Annotated in this window: 14 protein-coding genes, 1 pseudogene and 2 riboswitches; of the genes and pseudogenes, 7 read left to right on the forward strand and 8 right to left on the reverse strand. The window is 67.4% G+C overall.

The window, feature by feature from the left end; all coding sequences use genetic code 11:
* Positions 1-15: 15 nt before the first annotated feature.
* The 3 genes from G6N20_RS17805 to gcvP form a co-directional block, all read right to left on the reverse strand.
* Positions 16-1,401, reverse strand: coding sequence for an L-serine ammonia-lyase (locus tag G6N20_RS17805; RefSeq protein WP_083048194.1), 1,386 nt, complete (start codon positions 1,399-1,401; stop codon positions 16-18).
* Entirely contained in the window at positions 1,398-2,675 is a 1,278-nt protein-coding gene (glyA, locus tag G6N20_RS17810; RefSeq protein WP_083048265.1) for a serine hydroxymethyltransferase, read from the reverse strand. The genes G6N20_RS17805 and glyA overlap by 4 nt, the downstream gene beginning before the upstream one ends.
* A gap of 82 nt (positions 2,676-2,757) precedes the next feature.
* Positions 2,758-5,661, reverse strand: a complete 2,904-nt coding sequence (gene gcvP / locus G6N20_RS17815) for an aminomethyl-transferring glycine dehydrogenase (protein WP_142272025.1) — start codon at positions 5,659-5,661, stop codon at positions 2,758-2,760.
* A 57-nt stretch (positions 5,662-5,718) separates the two neighbouring features.
* A riboswitch (glycine riboswitch) is annotated at positions 5,719-5,826 on the reverse strand.
* Between the two features lies 1 nt (position 5,827).
* A riboswitch (glycine riboswitch) is annotated at positions 5,828-5,918 on the reverse strand.
* Positions 5,919-6,592: 674 nt separating this feature from the next.
* Between gcvP and G6N20_RS21475 the strand changes: the two genes are divergently transcribed.
* The gene (locus G6N20_RS21475) at positions 6,593-10,030 is read left to right on the forward strand and encodes a PE family protein (protein WP_232065371.1); all 3,438 of its coding nucleotides are present in this window, start codon (positions 6,593-6,595) and stop codon (positions 10,028-10,030) included.
* 233 nt (positions 10,031-10,263) lie between these two features.
* Here the strand turns inward: G6N20_RS21475 and G6N20_RS21480 are convergent, their stop codons facing one another.
* On the reverse strand, positions 10,264-10,713 hold the full coding sequence (locus G6N20_RS21480) for a hypothetical protein (RefSeq protein ID WP_232065372.1): 450 nt from the start codon (positions 10,711-10,713) through the stop codon (positions 10,264-10,266).
* A gap of 93 nt (positions 10,714-10,806) precedes the next feature.
* Here G6N20_RS21480 and G6N20_RS17830 point away from each other — a divergent pair, with 93 nt between their 5' ends.
* Entirely contained in the window at positions 10,807-11,856 is a 1,050-nt protein-coding gene (locus G6N20_RS17830) for an ABC transporter permease (protein ID WP_083048260.1), read from the forward strand.
* Between the two features lie 3 nt (positions 11,857-11,859).
* Positions 11,860-12,852, forward strand: a complete 993-nt coding sequence (locus G6N20_RS17835; RefSeq protein ID WP_083048188.1) for an ATP-binding cassette domain-containing protein — start codon at positions 11,860-11,862, stop codon at positions 12,850-12,852.
* A gap of 15 nt (positions 12,853-12,867) precedes the next feature.
* Here G6N20_RS17835 and G6N20_RS17840 read toward each other — a convergent pair whose 3' ends face one another.
* Entirely contained in the window at positions 12,868-13,710 is an 843-nt protein-coding gene (locus G6N20_RS17840) for an alpha/beta fold hydrolase (protein WP_083048186.1), read from the reverse strand.
* Between the two features lie 56 nt (positions 13,711-13,766).
* Between G6N20_RS17840 and G6N20_RS17845 the strand changes: the two genes are divergently transcribed.
* Positions 13,767-14,372: a TetR/AcrR family transcriptional regulator gene (locus G6N20_RS17845; protein WP_083048184.1), complete on the forward strand. Its 606-nt coding sequence runs from the start codon at positions 13,767-13,769 to the stop codon at positions 14,370-14,372.
* Positions 14,373-14,430: 58 nt separating this feature from the next.
* On the opposite strand, the pseudogene G6N20_RS17850 reads toward G6N20_RS17845, so the two are convergent.
* The 3 genes and pseudogenes from G6N20_RS17850 to G6N20_RS17860 form a co-directional block, all read right to left on the reverse strand.
* Positions 14,431-14,709, reverse strand: a pseudogene (locus G6N20_RS17850) (nucleotidyl transferase AbiEii/AbiGii toxin family protein); the annotation flags it as partial.
* Positions 14,706-14,912, reverse strand: coding sequence for a hypothetical protein (locus tag G6N20_RS17855; RefSeq protein ID WP_083048182.1), 207 nt, complete (start codon positions 14,910-14,912; stop codon positions 14,706-14,708). The gene G6N20_RS17855 and the pseudogene G6N20_RS17850, both read right to left, overlap by 4 nt.
* 193 nt (positions 14,913-15,105) lie before the next feature.
* A complete protein-coding gene (locus G6N20_RS17860) occupies positions 15,106-16,035 on the reverse strand; it encodes a LysR family transcriptional regulator (RefSeq protein WP_083048180.1) in 930 nt (309 codons plus the stop codon).
* Between the two features lie 71 nt (positions 16,036-16,106).
* Here G6N20_RS17860 and G6N20_RS17865 point away from each other — a divergent pair, with 71 nt between their 5' ends.
* From G6N20_RS17865 to G6N20_RS17875, 3 genes are read left to right on the forward strand one after another with little or no spacing between them, the layout of a single operon-like run.
* Positions 16,107-17,213 carry a hypothetical protein gene (locus G6N20_RS17865; protein ID WP_083048177.1) on the forward strand — a complete coding sequence of 369 codons (1,107 nt, stop codon included), beginning with the start codon at positions 16,107-16,109 and terminating at the stop codon, positions 17,211-17,213.
* Positions 17,214-17,239: 26 nt separating this feature from the next.
* Complete coding sequence (locus G6N20_RS17870; protein WP_083048175.1) at positions 17,240-17,827, forward strand: UGSC family (seleno)protein; 588 nt, start codon at positions 17,240-17,242, stop codon at positions 17,825-17,827.
* Entirely contained in the window at positions 17,824-19,014 is a 1,191-nt protein-coding gene (locus G6N20_RS17875) for a CaiB/BaiF CoA transferase family protein (RefSeq protein ID WP_083048173.1), read from the forward strand. Before G6N20_RS17870 ends, G6N20_RS17875 begins: the two co-directional genes overlap by 4 nt.
* Positions 19,015-19,016 lie beyond the last annotated feature (2 nt).

Consider the following 19,016-nt stretch of genomic DNA (forward strand, 5'->3'; position numbering starts at 1 on the left):
GGTGCCCGGCCACGGTCAGCATTCGACGATGTTGACGGCCACGTTGATGGCCAGCCCGCCGGCGGCGGTTTCCTTGTACTTGCTGTGCATGTCGGCACCGGTGGCGCGCATGGTGTCGATCACCTGGTCGAGGGTGACGCGGTGAAAGCCGTCTCCGCGCAACGCCATCCGCGCCGCGTTGATGGCCTTGCCGGCCGAAATCGCGTTGCGTTCGATGCAGGGGATCTGCACCAATCCGGCGATCGGGTCGCAGGTCAGGCCCAGGCTGTGTTCCATCGCGATCTCGGCGGCGTTTTCCACCTGTCGCGGTGTGCCGCCGAGGATTTCCGCCAATCCGGCAGCGGCCATGGCGGCCGCGGAGCCGACCTCGCCCTGACAGCCGACCTCGGCGCCGGAGATCGACCCGCGTTCCTTGAACAACGACCCGACGGCCCCCGCGGTGAGCAGGAAACGCACGGCGACATCGTCGGGGTCCGCGGCCCCGGCCGGGGTGTAGTGCGTCGCGTAGTGCAGCACGGCGGGCACGATGCCGGCGGCGCCGTTGGTCGGTGCGGTGACCACCCGCCCGCCCGAGGCGTTCTCCTCGTTGACCGCCAGCGCCACCAGGTTGACCCAATCCTCGGCGAATTCCGGTTTGCGAGTGGGATCTTCGGTGCACAACCGGTCATACCAACGCTTCGCGCGGCGGCGGACCTGCAGGCCGCCGGGAAGCAGCCCGTCGCGAGCGATGCTTTGTTGTGCGCACTCGACCATGACGTCGCGCAGGTGCAGCAGCGCACCGCGAACCTCGTCCTCGGTGCGGCAACATGACTCGTTGCGCAACGCCACCTCGCTGATGGCGAGGTCCAGCCGGTCGCAGATGTCCAGCAGTTCGGCGGCCGACGTGTACGGCAGGGCCATTGGGCAGGCATGTTGGGCGCCGTTGGGGTTGTCCTGGTCGGTGACGACGAAACCGCCGCCCACCGAGAAGTACGTCCGGGTGGCCAGGACGGAGCCGCGGGAATCGAAGGCGGTGAACGTCATTCCGTTGGGGTGGGTTGGCAGGACGACGTCGGGATGCAAGGCGATGTCACCCTCGGTCAATGGCACCGGCACCATGCCGTCGATCCACGTCGTGGCCGACGCGGCGATCTCGCCGAGGCGAAGCTCCTTGATTTCGGCGGTAATCAGTTCCGGCCGAAAGCCTTCCAGCCCCAGCAGGATCGCCGACATGGTGCCGTGGCCGGCGCCGGTGGCCGCCAGCGAACCGTACAGGTCCACCTGCACCGTGCCGACCAGATGCAGCCGACGGTCCGAGCGCAACGTGTCGACGAACCGATTGGCCGCACGCATCGGGCCCACCGTGTGCGAACTGGACGGCCCGATGCCGACGGTAAATAGCTCGAAGACGCTGATGGTCATGACGTGTGTAGCCCGGGGTAGAGCGGGTAGCGGGCGGCAAGCTCATGGACCTGGGCGCGCAGCCGATCCAGCCGGTCGTCGCCGGGGGCCGTCAGCGTGGCAGCGATGATGTCGGCCACCGCGCGGAAGTCGTCGAGAGTGAAGCCGCGGGCGGCCAGGGCGGCGGTACCGATCCGCAGGCCGGAGGTGACCATCGGCGGGCGGGGGTCGAACGGCACCGCGTTGCGGTTGACCGTGATATCCACGGCGGCCAGCCGGTCTTCGGCTTGTTGGCCGTCGAGTTCGGAGTGACGCAGGTCGACCAGGACCAGGTGCACGTCGGTGCCGCCGGTCAACACGGTGATGCCACGTTCGGCGACGTCGGTCCGGGTCAACCTGTCGGCCAGAATCCGCGCGCCTTCGAGGCAGCGTTGCTGACGCTGAACGAATTCCGGTTGCGCGGCCATCTTGAACGCGGTGGCCTTGGCCGCGATGACGTGCTCCAGCGGGCCGCCCTGCTGGCCGGGGAAGACCGCGGAGTTGATCTTCTTGGCGACGGCGGCGTCGTTGCACAAGATGATGCCGCCGCGCGGCCCGCCGAGTGTTTTGTGGGTGGTGGCGGTGACGACGTGGGCGTGCGGCACCGGGTTGGGATGCAGGCCGGCGGCGACCAGGCCGGCGAAATGTGCCATGTCGACCATCAACAGGGCGCCCACCTGGTCGGCGATCTCGCGGAACCGAGCGAAGTCCAGCTGCCGGGGGTACGCCGACCAGCCCGCGATGATCATCGTGGGCCGATGTTCGTGGGCGGCCTCGGCCACGGCGTCCATGTCGATGAGATGGTCCCGTTTGGACACCTCGTAGGCGGCGACGTGGTAGAGCTTGCCGGAGAAGTTGATCCGCATCCCGTGGGTGAGGTGACCGCCGTGGGCCAACGACAATCCGAGGAGGGTGTCTCCCGGGGTCAGCAGGGCGTGCATGGTGGCCGCGTTGGCGGTGGCCCCCGAATGTGGTTGCACGTTGGCGTATTCGGCGCCGAACAGGGCCTTGACCCGGTCAATGGCCAGTTGCTCGACGCCGTCGACGAATTGGCAGCCGCCGTAGTAGCGCCGGCCCGGGTAGCCCTCGGCGTACTTGTTGGTCAGCACCGACCCCTGGGCCTGCATCACCGCCAGCGGCGCGTAGTTCTCCGAGGCGATCATCTCCAGCCCGGTTTCCTGGCGGTGCAGTTCGCCGTCGATCAGGGCGGCGATGTCGGGGTCAGACGTGGCCAGTGGTTGATTGAGATCGTTCATCAGCTCAAGTCCATTCGGGTCGGCGGTGTGGCCGCGGCCGTCGGGCATCGCACGGTCAGGGACCGGGTGGCCGAGGGGGTCGTTATGTCGGCACCCTGTCGGTCAACATAATTGGGGCATGGCCGTTTTCGGGGAGGCTGCTGGCGTCGAAGAGCGGCGGCGGGCACGAGCAGAGCAGGTTGCGGTCGCCGTGTGCCCCGTCGATGCGCCGCACCGGGGGCCAGTACTTGGTGGCGGCCAGGCCGGGGGCCGGGAAGGCGGCGACGCTGCGTGGGTAGGGCAGGTCCCAGGTGTCTGCGCACACCAGTTCCGCGGTATGCGGCGCTTGTCGCAGTGGACTGGACTCCAACGGCCAGCTGCCGTCGATGACCCGGTCGATCTCGTGGCGAATGGCGATCATCGCGGCGATGAACCGCTCGAGTTCGGCGAGGTTCTCGGACTCGGTCGGTTCCACCATCAAGGTGCCGTTCACCGGGAAAGACAATGTGGGGGCGTGGAATCCGTAGTCGATGAGCCGCTTGGCGACGTCTTCGGCGGTGACGCCGGAGCGGCGAGTCAACTCCCGCAGATCCAGGATGCATTCGTGGGCGACCAGCCCCTGGGGGCCGGTGTAGAGCACGGGGTAATGCTCCCGCAGCCGGGTGGCCAGGTAGTTGGCCGCCAGCACGGCGGTCTTGGTGGCCGCGGCCAGTCCGTCGGGTCCCATGAGCGCGATGTAGGCCCAGCTGATCGGCAGGATGCCCGCCGAACCGTAGGCCGCCGCCGCCACCGGCGGGTTCGCGGTGTCCTGGCACGGGTCACCCGGCAAAAACGGTGCCAGGTGTTCGCGGACGGCCACCGGGCCCACACCGGGCCCACCGCCGCCGTGCGGGACGCAAAACGTCTTGTGCAGGTTCAGATGTGACACGTCGGCGCCGAACTGGCCGGGCCGCGCCACCCCGACGAGCGCGTTGAGGTTGGCGCCGTCGAGGTAAACTTGCCCACCCGCGTCGTGCACCAGATCGCACACCGTGGTGATATCGGCCTCGTAAACGCCGTGGGTGGACGGGTAGGTGAGCATGATCGCCGCCAGCTCCGCGCCGTGGGCGGCGAGCTTGGCCCGCAGGTCGGCGAGGTCGATGGCGCCGTCGGCGGCGGTGGCCACCACGACCACCCGCATGCCGGCCAGCACCGCCGAAGCGGCGTTGGTGCCGTGGGCCGACTGCGGAATCAGACATATCCGTCGCCGGTGTTCGCCGCGGCTGGCGTGGTAGGCCCGGATGGCCAGCAGCCCGGCGAGCTCACCCTGTGAACCCGCATTGGGTTGCACCGACACCTGGTCATAGCCGGTGATTTCGGCCAGCCAGCGTTCCAGATCGGTGATCAGTTTGTGATAGCCGCCCGTTTGCTCAGCCGGGGCGTGCGGGTGGATCGCGGCGAAGCCGGACCAGCTGATCGGCGCCATCTCCACCGCGGAATTCAGCTTCATGGTGCATGACCCCAACGGGATCATGGTGCGGTCCAACGCCAGATCGCGATCCGACAGGGTGCGCAGGTAGCGCATCATCGCGGTCTCGGAGCGGTGTTCGTGAAACACCCGGTGCTGCAGGTAGGGCGTCTTTCTGAGCAGCTTCGGGTCGAGCCCGGAGAGCCCCGGTGCAATGCGCTCCACACCAAAGGCCATGAGCACCAGCGCGATGATGTCGGTGGTGGTGGTCTCGTCGCAGCTGATCCCGATGTGATCGGCGTCGGCAATCCGCAGGTTGACGCCCAGTTCGTAGGCACGCGCTGCGATGTCGCGGGCCCGTCCGGGGACCGCCACCAGCACCGTGTCGAAGAATCGTTCGTGCACCACGGTGTATCCGGCGCAGCGCAGACTGGCCGCCAGCGACACCGCGTGCGCGTGCACTCGAGAGGCAATGTGGCGCAATCCTTCTGGGCCGTGGTACACCGCGTACATGGCGGCGAGGTTGGCCACCAGCGCCTGCGCGGTGCAGATGTTGCTGGTGGCCTTGTCGCGGCGGATGTGTTGTTCGCGAGCCTGTAATGCCAGGCGGTAGGCCGGGGCACCGTTGACGTCCTGGGACACCCCGACCAGCCGGCCCGGCAACGCGCGTTCCAGGCCGTTGCGCACGGCCAGGTACCCGGCGTGCGGCCCGCCGAAGTACAGCGGAACCCCGAACCGTTGCGCCGAGCCCACGGCGATGTCGGCGCCCAGTTCGCCCGGGGGCGTCAGCAGCGTCAGCGACAGCGGGTCGGCGGCCACCGTGGTCATCGCCCCGCGGGCTTTTGCCGCGGCGATCAGGGCGCCCAGGTCTCGCACCGCTCCGCTGGCGCCGGGTGATTGCAGCACGATCCCGAAGAAATCACCGGAGGGCAAATCCGCCGAAAGCTTGTCCACGTCCACGATGTCGACGTCGATGTCCACCGCCGCGGCGCGCGTCCGAAGCACCGACAGGGTCTGCGGGAAGCAGTCGCTGTCGACCAGGAGCCGCGCCGACCGGTTCTTGTTGGACCGGCGCATCAGCAGCATCGCCTCCACGACGGCGGTGGCCTCGTCGAGCAGCGAGGCGCCGGCCACGGGCAGTCCGGTGAGGTCTCCGATCATGGTCTGGAAGGTCAGCAACGCTTCCAGGCGACCCTGGGATATCTCCGGCTGGTACGGGGTGTAGGAGGTGTACCAGGCCGGTGATTCGATGAGATTGCGGCGCAACACTTCCGGTGTCACGCAGGGGAAATAGCCCTGCCCGATCATCGACACCTGAACGATGTTGCGCGCGGCGATCGAGGCCAGATCGGCCAGCACCTGCCGCTCGGTGCGGGCCGCGGGCAAGGCCATCGGCGCGGTGTCGCGGATCTGCGCCGGGATGGCGGCCTCGACAAGGTCGTCGAGGCTGGCATAGCCGACCGTGGCGAGCATGTGCGCAACCGCGGCAGGGTCGGCTCCGATGTGGCGGGGCGCAAAGCTCGCCGGCCCGGCTAGGCAGCTGGGGACCTGAACACGCATCTCGGACAAGGGGCAACTCCGGTTTCAGTGAGCCCGACGGCACCGGGCTGGTCGCTCCCTCCCCGCTCTGTCCTGAAACCTGAGAGTCTGTGGCCGCGCATGCTGGCGGGGCCGTACACCTTCGGTAAGGTCGGTCGTGCTGACCGGTCCTTGTCTCCAGAGTTGCCTTGGCGGTGCGGTACTGGGGCCTGAGAGATTCCCGGGGAGGAGATTGCTCCTACGGCGCCTCGATATCGAGGTTCTCCCGCAACGCTTCAACGGCGGTTCAGTTGTGTCGGGGACTCAAGATACACACCAAGCGCGGTCTTGTCACGTGTCCGCCGTGGCTCACCGACGTCGAGCGCGTGGCGGGTGGGTGCTTGTGCGGCACGGGCAGCCTGTGGCTGATGGCGGTAGGCACGGCCGAAAACGCCCGGCAACAGCAACAGCGCCCATGTCGGGATCGCGATGTGGCCCGGGGGGCAGTGCACCCGGACCGCGTCGACGGCCGCGACCAACCCACAGACCAGGACCACGGTCGCCGCGAAGCGAGCGATTGGTGACCCGGTACAGCGCCGGGACCGCCGTCAGAGCCCGCTATCACCGATGACAAAGCCGCTATTTTCGGGCTCCGAGAATGCGAATAAATGGTGAATTCCGCATTCCCAGGTGGGCGCGCCGCCGGCTTGCCGTCTTTGGCGACAATACAACCTTCAACACTTGCACGATCCAGACTACCTCGCCCGGCGACAACCCACTATAACCTGTGAGTTTCATGATCATCGAACCTTTACCGAAAGCCGGCTAGACCTAATGTCATTTACGTATTTACGTATTGAATCGCACGGAGTCAGCGACCGCCAATCGCATCGGGCAAGTTAGTTTCGTGGTCAGACGCTGGCGCTGACCAACGCGCACGCGCTGCAGCAAAGGACGTTTCGGAGGACGGGAAATGGCATTTGTGATCACTCTGCCGGAATTCCTAGTGGCCGGGGCAACGGAATTGGCGGGTATACGTTCGGCAATCGACTCGGCCAACGTGGCAGCCGCGGCCTACACGACGAATGTGGTCGCCGCCGCCGAGGACGAGGTGTCGGCAGCAATCGCGGCGCTGTTATCCGCGCATGCGCAGGATTATCAGGTTATTAGCGCCCAAGTGGGTTTATTTCACGACCATTTCGTGCAGACGCTGAGCAATGCTGGGGCTTCGTACGTTGCCACCGAGGCGGCCAACGCGGCGCACCATCTGATCGACGTGGTCCACAACCCTAGCCAGGCACTGGCCAACGCCCAACAACACCTGCTCACCGGGGTTCACGACGCCGAACAGAATGTGCTCCACGTGGTCAACGCCCCGACCGAGGCCCTGCTGGGGCGCCCGCTGATCGGCGACGGCGCCGATGCCACCACGCCGGGCCAGGCCGGCGGGGATGGCGGGCTGCTGTTCGGCAACGGTGGGGCCGGCTACACCAGCACAACCGCCGGAGTGGCCGGCACGCGCGGGGGCCATGCCGGGCTATGGGGCAACGGCGGACGCGGCGGCGGCGGCGGGCCCGGCGCGGCCGGCGGCGCCGGCGGCAATGGCGGCTGGCTCTACGGGAACGGCGGTGATGGCGGCCCCGGCGGGATGGCCGTGGTGGCCGGTGGCTCCGGCGGTCAGGGCGGCGCCGGGGGCAACGCCGGGTTGTGGGGCTCCGGCGGCGACGGCGGTGACGGCGGTGACGGGGCGGCCGGTGCCCCCGGAAATAACCCGGCCAGCGTTGCAGCGCCAAACGGCGCCAACGGCACCACCACGACCGCGGGCCAGCCCGGAAGTCCCGGCACCACCTTCGGGCAGCACGGCGGTGACGGCGGCGACGGTGGTGTCAACGGCGGCAACGGCGGCACTGGCGCCGCTGGCGCCTCCGGTGGCAGCGGGGGTAGCGGCGGCGCCGGCGGCGCGGGCGGCCGTGGTGGGCTGCTTGTCGGCGATGGTGGCGACGGTGGCCGTGGCGGCATGGGCAACGTCGGCGGCGCCGGCGCTGACGGCGGCAACGGCGGCCATGGTGGCGACGACAGCGTGCTCAACGGCAATGACTTCGGCGGCAACGGCGGCAATGGCGGGAACGGCGGCAACGGCGGTAACGGCGGCAACGGTGGACGGGGCGGCGACGCCGGCGCGGGTGGGATCTTCGGCAACCCCGGCAACCGCGGCGACGGCGGGGAGGCGGGCCCCGGGGGCGTCGGCGGAAATACCGGCACGCCGGGTAACGGCGGGTCCGGGTCTCCCGGCGGGAATTCGGGCGGCAACGGCGTGAACGGTGCCGTCGGCACCCAAGGGGTGGCGGGTCAGCCCGGCGCCACCGTTGGTGGACAGAACCCGCTCGACCCCGTCCGCGCAGCCGAACAGTACCTGCTCAGCGGGATTCGTGCGGCCGAGCAAGGCCTCCTCGAGGTACCTACCCAGGCACTGGCCATCGAACATCATCTCCGCAGCGGGGTCCATGCCGCCGGACAGAACCTGCTCAGCGAGGTCCGCGCGGCCGAACAGCACGTTTTCGACGCGGTCCACAACCCCGACCAGGCGGTGGTCAACGCTCACCACAACCTGCTCAACGGGCTCCGCGCAGCCGAACAGAACCTGCGCACCGGGATCCAGGCGGCCGAGCGAGGCCTCCTGGACGCGGTACCCACCCAGGCACTGGCCAACGTCGAACAGCACCTCCGCAACGGCGTCCATGCCGTCGAACAGAACCTGCTCACCGGGATTCGTGCAGCCGAACAGCACGTTTCCGACGTTGCCGACAACCCCAACCAGGCACTGGTCAACGCTCAACACGACGTGCTCACCGGGGTCCATGGCGCCGCACAGAACCTGCTCAGCGGGGTTCAGGCGGCAGAACAGCATGTTCTTGACGTGGTCCACAACCCTAGCCAGGCACTGGCCAACGCCCAACAACACCTGCTCACCGGGGTTCACGACGCCGAACAGAATGTGCTCCACGTGGTCAACGCCCCGACCGAGGCCCTGCTGGGGCGCCCGCTGATCGGCGACGGCGCCGATGCCACCACGCCGGGCCAGGCCGGCGGGGATGGCGGGCTGCTGTTCGGCAACGGTGGGGCCGGCTACACCAGCACAACCGCCGGAGTGGCCGGCACGCGCGGGGGCCATGCCGGGCTATGGGGCAACGGCGGACGCGGCGGCGGCGGCGGGCCCGGCGCGGCCGGCGGCGCCGGCGGCAATGGCGGCTGGCTCTACGGGAACGGCGGTGATGGCGGCCCCGGCGGGATGGCCGTGGTGGCCGGTGGCTCCGGCGGTCAGGGCGGCGCCGGGGGCAACGCCGGGTTGTGGGGCTCCGGCGGCGACGGCGGTGACGGCGGTGACGGGGCGGCCGGTGCCCCCGGAAATAACCCGGCCAGCGTACCAGCGCCAAACGGCGCCAACGGCACCACCACGACCGCGGGCCAGCCCGGAAGTCCCGGCACCACCTTCGGGCAGCACGGCGGTGACGGCGGCGACGGTGGTGTCAACGGCGGCAACGGCGGCACTGGCGCCGCTGGCGCCGGTGGCAGCGGGGGTAGCGCCGGCGGCGCGGGCGGCCGTGGTGGGCTGCTTGTCGGCGATGGTGGCGACGGTGGCCGTGGCGGCATGGGCAACGTCGGCGGCGCCGGCGCTGGCGGCGGCAACGGCGGCGACGGGGGCGCTGGCGCGTCTGGCGGCACCGCCGGCGTCCTTGGCGAAGCTGGTGGCAGGGGCGGCAATGGCGGCAACGGCGGCAATGGCGGCAACGGCGGCAACGGCGGCAACGGCGGACGGGGCGGCGACGCCGGCGCGGGTGGGTTCTTCGGCAACCCCGGCAACCGTGGCGACGGCGGGGAGGCGGGCCTCGGGGGCGTCGAGGGCAGCGGCGGCCAAGGCGGGCAGCCGGGCCAACGCGACGCGATGTTTGGTAACCTTGCCGGCCGGGGCGGCGTGGGAGGCGGCGGTAGCCATGGGGCCAACGGCGTGGGCGGTGCCGCAGGCGCGGAGGGCGTAGCCGGCCAGCCCCGCGCCACCGCCGGCGGACAGAACCTGCTCGACGCTTTTTACGCGGCCGAGAAGAATCTCCTCAGCGCGGTCCACGGTCCCAGTCAGACAGTGGCCAACGCCAAACAGGATCTGCTCACGGCGATCCATACGGCCGAACAGAACCTGCTCGCCGTCCCTGAGCTCACCCGGTCACTGGCCACCGCCAAACAAGACCTCCTCACCGCGATCCAGGTCGCCCAGGAAAAAGTCTTCGACGCGGCGCGCAACCCCATCGAGGCGTTGGGCACCGCCGAACAGATCCTCCTCACCGCACTCGGCACGGCGGAGCAGGATGTCCTCAACGCTGTTGCGGACGTGTTGGCCCGATTCGACATCTACTGAGCCGAGGTCCGACCGGTAAAGCCCGAGAGCTGGTGAAACCGCCAACACGAAAACGAAACTAAAGGTTCGCTTGGTCAGGCGAAGTTCACAATCAGACCAGGTTGGCGTTCAAACTGCCGTGAGTGCTGCGGTGGTGAATTGGCTCTGGTGCCGGCAAAGCTGGCGGTAGGGTTGGGCCGGATCGCTGTGGCAGGCCAGATCCGACCGGCGTGAATTCCTGCCTCACCACGTCGTCACGGCGGCACGGCCAGTTGGGTCAGGTCGACGAAGACGTAGGCCAAGCAGAATAGGAAATTCAACACGACCAGAAACAGGCCGGCGAACATCAGTGAGCGGGTGCCGCGACGTTTTAGCTGTTCGAACTTCGCGACGCGCTTTTCACGGTTGATTCGGGTGGCGATGATCGCGAAATTAAGGTCGGTCAATTCGCGCTCCGCGGCGGGCGCGCCCGCCAGCAACTCCCGAAGACGCCGCGGCGGGGTTTCGACGCCGACCCGGGCAAAGCGCCGGCTCAGCCGGCGCGCCTGCCGGCGCCCAGGACGCTGACCCCGCAACCGCAGCTGATGGTTCTTTCGTTCGTCGCCCCAGGGGTTCGACGGCGTCGTCACAAGCGGGGATTCTAACGCCTGGGGCGACGGTTCGGGCCTGGGCGCCAACATCATCGCAGGAAACAGGCGGCGCACACACAGCGGCGCGCAAGGACGCCCGGCAGAACCGGGGGGCGGCCGGCTAGCTAATCTTGCCCCCAATCGGTTCGGCGTTGGTACATTCTGGTGGTGCTCTTTGCGGCCCTGCGTGACATGCAATGGCGAAAACGGCGCCTCGTTATCGCGATCGTCAGCACCGGTTTGATCTTCGGGATGACGCTCGTTCTGACCGGGCTCGCCAACGGCTTTCGGGTCGAGGCCAGGCACACCGTGGATTCGATGGGTGTCGACGAATTTGTGGTCAAATCTGGTGCGGCCGGACCGTTTCTGGGTTCGATACCGTTTCCCGATGTTGACCTGGCCCGGGTGGCCTCGTTACCCGGCGTCGTGGCTGCGGCCCCATTGGGTTGCGTGGGGACGATGATGAAGGAAGGCACGTCAACGCGCAACGTCACGGCCTTCGGCGCGCCCGAGCATGGACCGGGCATGCCGCAGGTCTCCGAGGGCCGGGCGCCGTCGACGCCGGACGAGGTGGCGGCGTCGAGCACGGTGGGTCGGCATGTCGGCGACACCATCGAGGTCGGGACGCACACCTTGCGGATCGTCGGCATCGTGCCCGATTCCACGGCAATGGCCAAGATTCCCAACGTCTTCCTGACCACCGAGGGCTTGCAGCGACTGGCCTACAACGGGCAGCCGAACATCACGTCGTTCGGAATCAAAGGTGCACCCCGACAGCTCCCGGAGGGCTACCAGAGCTTCGACCGCACGGGCGCCGTCAACGAGTTGGTGCGCCCGCTGAAGGTCGCGGTGAATTCGATCTCGATCGTGGCCGTCTTGTTGTGGATCGTGGCGGTGCTCATCGTCGGATCGGTGGTGTACCTGTCCGCGCTCGAGCGACTGCGTGACTTCGCGGTGTTCAAGGCGATCGGCACGCCAACGCGCTCGATCGTGGCGGGGCTGGCACTGCAGGCGCTCGTCGTTGCGCTGCTGGCGGCGCTGGTGGGCGTCATCCTCGCGCAGCTGTTGGCGCCGCTCTTCCCGATGATCGTGGCCGTCCCCGCGGGTGCCTACCTGGCGTTACCGGTGGTGGCGATCGTCATCGGTCTGTTGGCCAGCCTGGCCGGGCTGAGGCGCGTGGTGGCCGTCGATCCCGCGCTGGCGTTTGGAGGTCCGTAGACGGTGGGCGATCTCAGCATTCAAAACCTTGTCGTCGAATACTACAGCGGCGGATATGTGCTGCGGCCGATCAATGGCTTGAACCTCGACGTGGCGGCCGGGTCACTGGTGATTCTGCTCGGGCCCAGTGGCTGCGGGAAGACGACGCTGCTGTCCTGCCTGGGCGGCATCCTGCGGCCAAAGTCGGGCGCCATCAAGTTCGATGATGTCGACATCACCACCCTCGAGGGGGCCGCGCTGGCGAGGTACCGGCGCGACAAGGTGGGCATCGTCTTTCAGGCGTTCAACCTGGTGCCCAGCCTCACCGCCGTGGAGAACGTGATGGTTCCACTGCGCTCGGCCGGGTGGTCGCGCTCGGCGTCGCGAAAGCGCGCCGAGGAATTGCTGACCCGGGTCAACCTGCAGGACCGAATGAAACACCGACCGGGCGACCTGAGCGGCGGGCAGCAGCAACGCGTCGCGGTCGCCCGCGCGATCGCTTTGGATCCACCGTTGATTCTCGCCGACGAACCGACCGCGCACCTGGACTTCATCCAGGTGGAGGAGGTGCTGCGGCTGATCCGTGAACTCGCCGACGACGACCGTGTCGTGGTGGTCGCCACCCACGACAGCAGGATGTTACCGATGGCCGATCGCGTCGTGGAGCTGACACCCGAGTTCGCCGACACCGACCGAGAACCCGAAACCGTGCAACTCAAGGCCGGCGAGGTGTTGTTTGAGCAGAGCACGATGGGTGAGCTGATCTATGTGGTGACCGAGGGCGAGTTTGACATTGTGCACGAATTAGCCGATGGCGGTGAGGAATTGGTCAAGGTAGTCGGGCGCGGGGACTACTTCGGCGAAATGGGCGTGCTGTTTCACATGCCGCGCTCGGCGACCGTGCGCGCCCGCACCGATGCGACGGCGGTGGGGTACACGGCGCAGGCGTTTCGCGAACGGCTCGGCGTGGGCGGCCTGCGCGACCTGATCGAGCACCGCGCGCTTGCCAGCGACTGATCCCCGGCCCTAACCCTAACGCGGGCTGGGGCCGCGCACCGCGATCGTTGACAGCAGATCGGCGAGTCGGCCCGGCCGGTCCATCATCGAGAAGGTCCGCGCTCCCTCGATGATCTCGAGGCGGGCGTTGGGGATGGTCGCGGCCAGTCGTTCGCCGTCGCCGAGGTCAAAGAACACGTCGTCGGCCGACCACGCGATGAGCGTGGGCTTGTCGAACCCGGGCAGCCGGGCCGCGACTGCGGTGGTGACGTCGGCGCGGAGCGACAGCGAAAGTTGCCGCAGGTCTTCGGCGATCGCCGGATTGGTGAGCATGGGCCGCACCCAGGTCTGGGTGAGGTCGTCGATGTTGGCATGCGCCAGGCCGTTGTATGCCCGCTTGCGGGCGGCCGGTGCCCGCATCACCTGGCTCATCGCCCGGAACAGCGTCTTGGACTTGGCCGCAACGATCACCGGCTTGAGGATCGGCGGCGGAAAGTGTTCGAACGCATCGCAACTGGTGAGTACCAGAGCGCCGAGCCGCTCAGCATGGTGCACCGCGACGAGTTGGCTGACGACCCCGCCCGTGTCATTGCCGACCAGCACCACGTCGTCGAGGTCAAGGGCGGCAAGGACATCGGCGACGATGCCGGCGATGCCGGTGATGGTTCGGTCGGCGCCCGGCCGCAGTGGCTGTGGATGCGCGCCGAGCGGCCAGGTCGGGGCGATGCACCGCAGGCCCTGGCCAGCGAGCCGTTCGCTGACGTGGCGCCACAGTTGACCGCCCATCAGGTAGCCGTGCACGAACACGACGGGCCTGCCATTCTCGGGCCCGGTTGCTTCGTAATGAATGGTTCCGGCGCTAATGTCGATTTTCGACATCGATCACTCCGATCTATAGTTACAAACAGATTGCCGGTAACTTACCAACAGACTGTATGGAAATCAAGAGGCGGACTCAGGAAGAGCGCTCCGCGGCGACCCGCGCGGCGCTGATCTCGGCCGCTCGCACACTGTGGGGTCGACGTGGCTATGCGGAGGTGGGGACGCCCGAGATTGCCCAGGAGGCGGGGGTCACCCGCGGTGCGATGTACCACCAATTCGCAGACAAGGCAGCGTTATTCCGCGACGTGGTGGAGACGGTGGAGCAGGATGTGATGGCCCGGCTGGCGACCCTGGTGGGTTCGTCGGGCGCGGCGACGCCCGCGGATGCGATCCGCTCGGCGGTCGACGCCTGGTTCGAGGTCTCCAGCGAGCCCGAGGTGCGTCAGCTGATCCTGTTGGACGCACCCGCCGTGCTCGGCTGGTCCGGCTTCCGTGATGTCGCCCAGCGGTACAGCCTGGGCATGACCGAACAACTGATCACCGAGGCCATCCGCGTGGGCCAACTGGATCGGCTGCCGGTGCGGCCGCTGGCGCACGTGCTCATCGGAGCGCTCGACGAGGCGGCGATGTTCATCGCCACCGCCGACGACCCGAAGCGCGCGCGCCGGGAGACCAGGCAGGTGCTGCGTCGGCTCATCGATGGGATGCTGGCCGGCTAGCGCTGGACAAGCCGTGTCCATTCCGCTGCCAGGTCACGGTCCCGGTGGAAGCCGCGCAGGCGGCAGTGTCTGCGGTTGCTCCGAGACGGACCGTTGCCAACCGTCCGACTGCGTCCTGCTCTACCGACGCCAGGAGATGGTACTGCCGGGTGAGAAGCTGACGAACTAATGACTCTGCGGCATCGTCGTTTGCCACCGAGACAACAATGTCCACGTCACGGGTGAAACGTGGCTCGGATCGCGCAGACACCGCGAAACCACCGACCAACGCCCACCGTTGACCCAATCCGGTCAGGTCCTTGGCCGCCCTACGGAGTGCCGACTCGACAGCGTTCACATGAACCGTGTGGATGTCCGGCCGGCGCTGTCGCCTGCCTCCGCCCCCGGGCGCGTCATCCGCCACGCGTCGATGGCCACTTCGATGTCAACGACATCCGCATCGGGTCGTTCACGGCGCAGCCTCATGCGCTGCATCTGCTCGCCGACCTCGTAGATGTCGAGCGCGAGCCTCAGCTTCCGCGCGGCGACCGAATTTGCCACACTCAAAGCCTACTGGGCGACCGGGTGGCAACGAGCCAATCCGCACAAAATCCAGCAACTGGGCCTGCCCTTCCCCACTGCGGTCCCGGGGTTTGGCCGGCGGTCAACGTGCGGGCCACAGCATCGCTGGACTTTTGACTCGGGAAGGAACCTGATGGCCTCCTCAGCGGAGGCTTTAGCAAGCTTCGGCTGGCTATGCGAGTTGGGGATAATGCTCGCCGAGGTCGCGCAGGTACTGCGGAGAAGCCTGTGTCGCTACGTCGAGAAAGCAACGCACGCTTGGCGACTGGTTGGCGGTGCGCCATGCCAACGCCAGCGGGCGGAATGGAAGGGGTCCATGCAGCGGGATAAACCGGACTCCTTTTCGGTTGAGGTTGATGAAAGACGTTGGTAACACCGCAATTCCCGCTCCAGATGCGACCAGCGCGAGGATCGTCTGGATGTTGGGCACTTCGGCAACGATCGGTGGCTCGATGTCATGTAGCCGGAATAGCTCGACGACGTCGGCGTATGTGGTGGCCGCCGCGGCTCGCGCCCACAAGACGATCGGCTGATGTGCCAGCAGGGCTGGGGTGATCCGCTCGTGGTCGGCAAGAGGCTCCTCGTCGCACACGACGGCGGCAAGCGGGTCGTCGATCAGCGTCTGGATGCTCAGCGACGGCTCATCGACCGGCCCGCGCAGGAAACCGACGTCGATGCGGTGTTCGACGAGATGGGCCACCTGCTCGGCGGTGCCCAGTTCGGTCAGCTCGAGCTGGACGTCGGGATATGCCCGGCGATGTGCGCGCATGACGTACGGCAGGACGCCATCCACCGCCGCCTGCAGGGCACCGATATGCAAATGACCGAGATGACCGGCGGCAGCCCTGCGTGCGGCCGCAAAGGCGCGCTCGGCATGGGTGAGCGCCAGCCGAGCCTCATCCAGAAGTGCTTTGCCAGCATCGGTGAGTTCGATCGGACGCCGGGACCGATCGATGAGGTCCACCCCCAGCTGGCGTTCGAGCTTGTGGATCTGCTGACTTAGCGGCGGTTGGGCGATGTGCAGTCGCGCCGCCGCGCGGCCGAAGTGCCGTTCCTCGGCAACGGTCACGAAGTAGCGCAGCAACCGCAGCTCGGGATCCATATACACAGGATATAAAAGCTGTCTGAATATGTCTTGGACTATGAAGATGTCGCGGATTTACCGTTACCGACATGACCGCTATAACCACCGCAGAGCGTGATCTCGTCGAGTACTACTTCGACCAGCCCTGGAGTGACGGGTTACCCGTGGTTCCACCAACACCGGAGCACGTCGCCGCGGTGCTGGACGTGCTGGGCGGGGACCCGAAGCAACTCCTGGCGCGCATCCCCCCGCGCTGGGGCAACCTGACCGCGGAACTGCTGGCGGTCAACATGGTGATGGCCGGCTGCAAACCCGAATACGCCCCCGTCGTGCGAGCGGCCATTCTTGCCCTGACCGATACGCGGTTCAACCTCAACGGCATTCAAGCCACCACCCATGTCGTCTCACCGCTGATCGTGGTCAACGGTCCCATCGCACGTCAGATCGGAATGAACTCCGGTGCAAACGTTTTCGGTTCGGGTAATCGCGCCAACGCCACCATCGGCCGCGCCGTACGGCTGATCCTGCTCAGCGTCGGTGGCGGCATCCCGGGCGAGTTCGACAAGAGCACCCTGGGCCATCCCGGCAAATACACGTTCTGCATCGCCGAAAACGAAGAAGAAAGCCCATGGGCGCCCTATCACGTCGAGCACGGCTACGCGCCCGAGGACAGCACCGTCCTGGTGATCGGCGCCGAAGCCCCCCACAGCGTGACCAACCACATCTCCGATGACCCGCACGGGATCCTCGACTCCGTTGCGTCGGCGATGAGCACCATCGCCCACAACAACGCCGTGCTCGGGGGTTCCTGCACGGTCGTCATCGGCGTGGAACATGCCCGCACCATCGCCTCCTTCGGCTGGACCCGCGACGACGTCCGCCGCTACCTGTGGCTCAACGGCACCAACGACTGGGACGAGGTGAGCTACGGCAACCGGTATGCGCCGCCCGGCCGACGCACCTACAACCGCAATCTGCCGAGGTGGTATCCCCGCGAGTCGGGCAGGCGGTTGCCGATCGTGTTCACCCCCGACGACATTCACGTGTTTGTCGCCGGTGGAGTCGCCGGTCGATTCTCCGCGTTCCTGCCGGGATGGAGCACCGCGACGACGCCGGTGCTACGCGCCATCGATGAGAGTGCTGCCGGCGCTACCAACCGTGAGCTTGACTGCTCCGACGGCAGCTGTCGGCTTTGAGATCAGACCAACTGAGGAGAAGGGTAATGACCAACGTTGTCTACGACCCCTGCGGTGTGGTCGAGGTGGAGGCCATTCCGATGGCTCCCCGACCGACCAGCATGGTGGGGCTGCGCCTGGGTGTGCTGAGCAATACCAAGTGGAACGCGGCCAAGTTGTTGCGCGCCACGGTGCGCGAGTTGGCCGAGCATGGACTCACTTTCGCCGCGGTCAACCACTACGACAAGCAGCATTTCTCCACGGATGCCAGTCCCGAGCTGATCCGTCAAATGGCCGCAGAAAACGACATCGCCCTCACGGCGATCGGCGACTGTGGCTCGTGCTGCTCGGCATGCGTCAACGACGCGGTGCGTCTGGAATCCGCTGGGGTGCCAACGCTGGTCGTGGTGACCACGGAATTCGAGCATGAGGCACGCCTGCAGCGTGCGTCGCGCGGCATGGCCGGTCTCGAACCCGCGGTCGTCACCCATCCGATCAGCAGCCTGACGCTTGACCAACTCAACGACCGCGCCGCCGAAATCGCCGCGCAGGCTTGGCGCATCTGGTTCGGTGCCGAGGCGCCATCGCACCGAGACGGTGCAGCGCCCATGACGTTGGGGCAGCTGGGCGCATGATGAATCAGGTTGCGCCACCACCGCTGTCATCCCTGCTGGTGGCGGACTTCTCCCGGATACTGGCTGGGCCGTTCGCCACGATGACCCTCGGCGATCTGGGCGCCGAGATCATCAAGGTCGAGCAACCGGGCGGTGATGACACCAGGGCCTGGGGCCCGCCGTTCGTCGCCAACGAAAGCGCCTATTTCCTCGGCGTCAACCGCAACAAGCGCAGCATCGTCCTTGATTTGCGCGACCCCGACGACCTGCGAGTGGCCAGAACCCTGGCCGAGCACGCCGACGTGCTGGTGGAAAACTTCCGCCCCGGCACCATGGCGCGGTTCGGCCTGGACGAGCCCACTGTTCGCCAGGCCAACCCGGCGCTGGTGTACTGCAGCATCTCGGCGTTTGGGCCCGCCGCGGGACGCGAGCTGACCGGGTACGACTTGCTCATCCAGGCACTCGGCGGGTTAATGAGCATCACCGGGCCAGATCCCGCCACTCCGACCAAAGTCGGGATGGCCCTCGTCGACGTCCTGGCGGGGCTGTTTGCCGCCGTCGGCATCGTGTCGGCCCTGCGTGAGCGCGATCGGTCGGGTCGGGGCCAGCATGTCGAGATCAACCTGATGTCGGTGCTGCTGTCTGCGTTGGCCAACCAGTCCGCCAGTTATGTTCTGGCCGAGCAGATCTCACGCGCCGTCGGGAACGGCCACCCCAGCATCGCCCCCTATGACACCTATGCCACCGAGGATGGGATGATCGTGCTGGCCGTGGGAAACGACAAGCAATTCGGCAAACTCTGCAAAGTCTTGGGCATTGCCGAGTTGGCGGCGGATGACCGCTTCCGCACGAACGAGTTGCGGGTGCACAATCGGGCGTCGTTACGCCAGGCCCTGGAACAGGCGCTGGCCGACTACCCGGCCGGTTATTGGACGATGGCCCTCACCGCCGCGGGAGTTCCCGCCGGAGCGATCAACAACATCGCCGAGGCTTTTACGCTGGCCGAGCGGCTGGGACTGCACCCGATCCGCAGCACCGAGGACGGCGACCGTCGGTTCGGTGGCCAGGTGGCCAGTCCGATCAATCTGTCGGCCACACCGGTGACGTATCGCATCAGGGCACCGCGGCTGGGCGAACACAGCACCGACATCCGCGGGTGGCTCGCCGAGCTTGAGGCCGGGCGCACAACGGCGCGTAGCACAGCGTGACA

The sequence above is a fragment of the Mycobacterium shinjukuense genome, from assembly GCF_010730055.1.
Lineage (GTDB): Bacteria > Actinomycetota > Actinomycetes > Mycobacteriales > Mycobacteriaceae > Mycobacterium > Mycobacterium shinjukuense.

Excerpts from the sequence above, each read along its gene's own strand:
- G6N20_RS17805 (WP_083048194.1), bottom strand. The coding sequence starts at position 1,401 with ATGACCATCAGCGTCTTCGAGCTATTTACCGTCGGCATCGGGCCGTCC.
- glyA (WP_083048265.1), bottom strand. The coding sequence starts at position 2,675 with ATGAACGATCTCAATCAACCACTGGCCACGTCTGACCCCGACATCGCC.
- gcvP (WP_142272025.1), bottom strand. The coding sequence starts at position 5,661 with ATGCGTGTTCAGGTCCCCAGCTGCCTAGCCGGGCCGGCGAGCTTTGCG.
- G6N20_RS21475 (WP_232065371.1), top strand. The coding sequence starts at position 6,593 with ATGGCATTTGTGATCACTCTGCCGGAATTCCTAGTGGCCGGGGCAACG.
- G6N20_RS17840 (WP_083048186.1), bottom strand. The coding sequence starts at position 13,710 with ATGTCGAAAATCGACATTAGCGCCGGAACCATTCATTACGAAGCAACC.
- G6N20_RS17845 (WP_083048184.1), top strand. The coding sequence starts at position 13,767 with ATGGAAATCAAGAGGCGGACTCAGGAAGAGCGCTCCGCGGCGACCCGC.
- G6N20_RS17860 (WP_083048180.1), bottom strand. The coding sequence starts at position 16,035 with ATGGATCCCGAGCTGCGGTTGCTGCGCTACTTCGTGACCGTTGCCGAG.
- G6N20_RS17865 (WP_083048177.1), top strand. The coding sequence starts at position 16,107 with ATGACCGCTATAACCACCGCAGAGCGTGATCTCGTCGAGTACTACTTC.
- G6N20_RS17870 (WP_083048175.1), top strand. The coding sequence starts at position 17,240 with ATGACCAACGTTGTCTACGACCCCTGCGGTGTGGTCGAGGTGGAGGCC.
- G6N20_RS17875 (WP_083048173.1), top strand. The coding sequence starts at position 17,824 with ATGATGAATCAGGTTGCGCCACCACCGCTGTCATCCCTGCTGGTGGCG.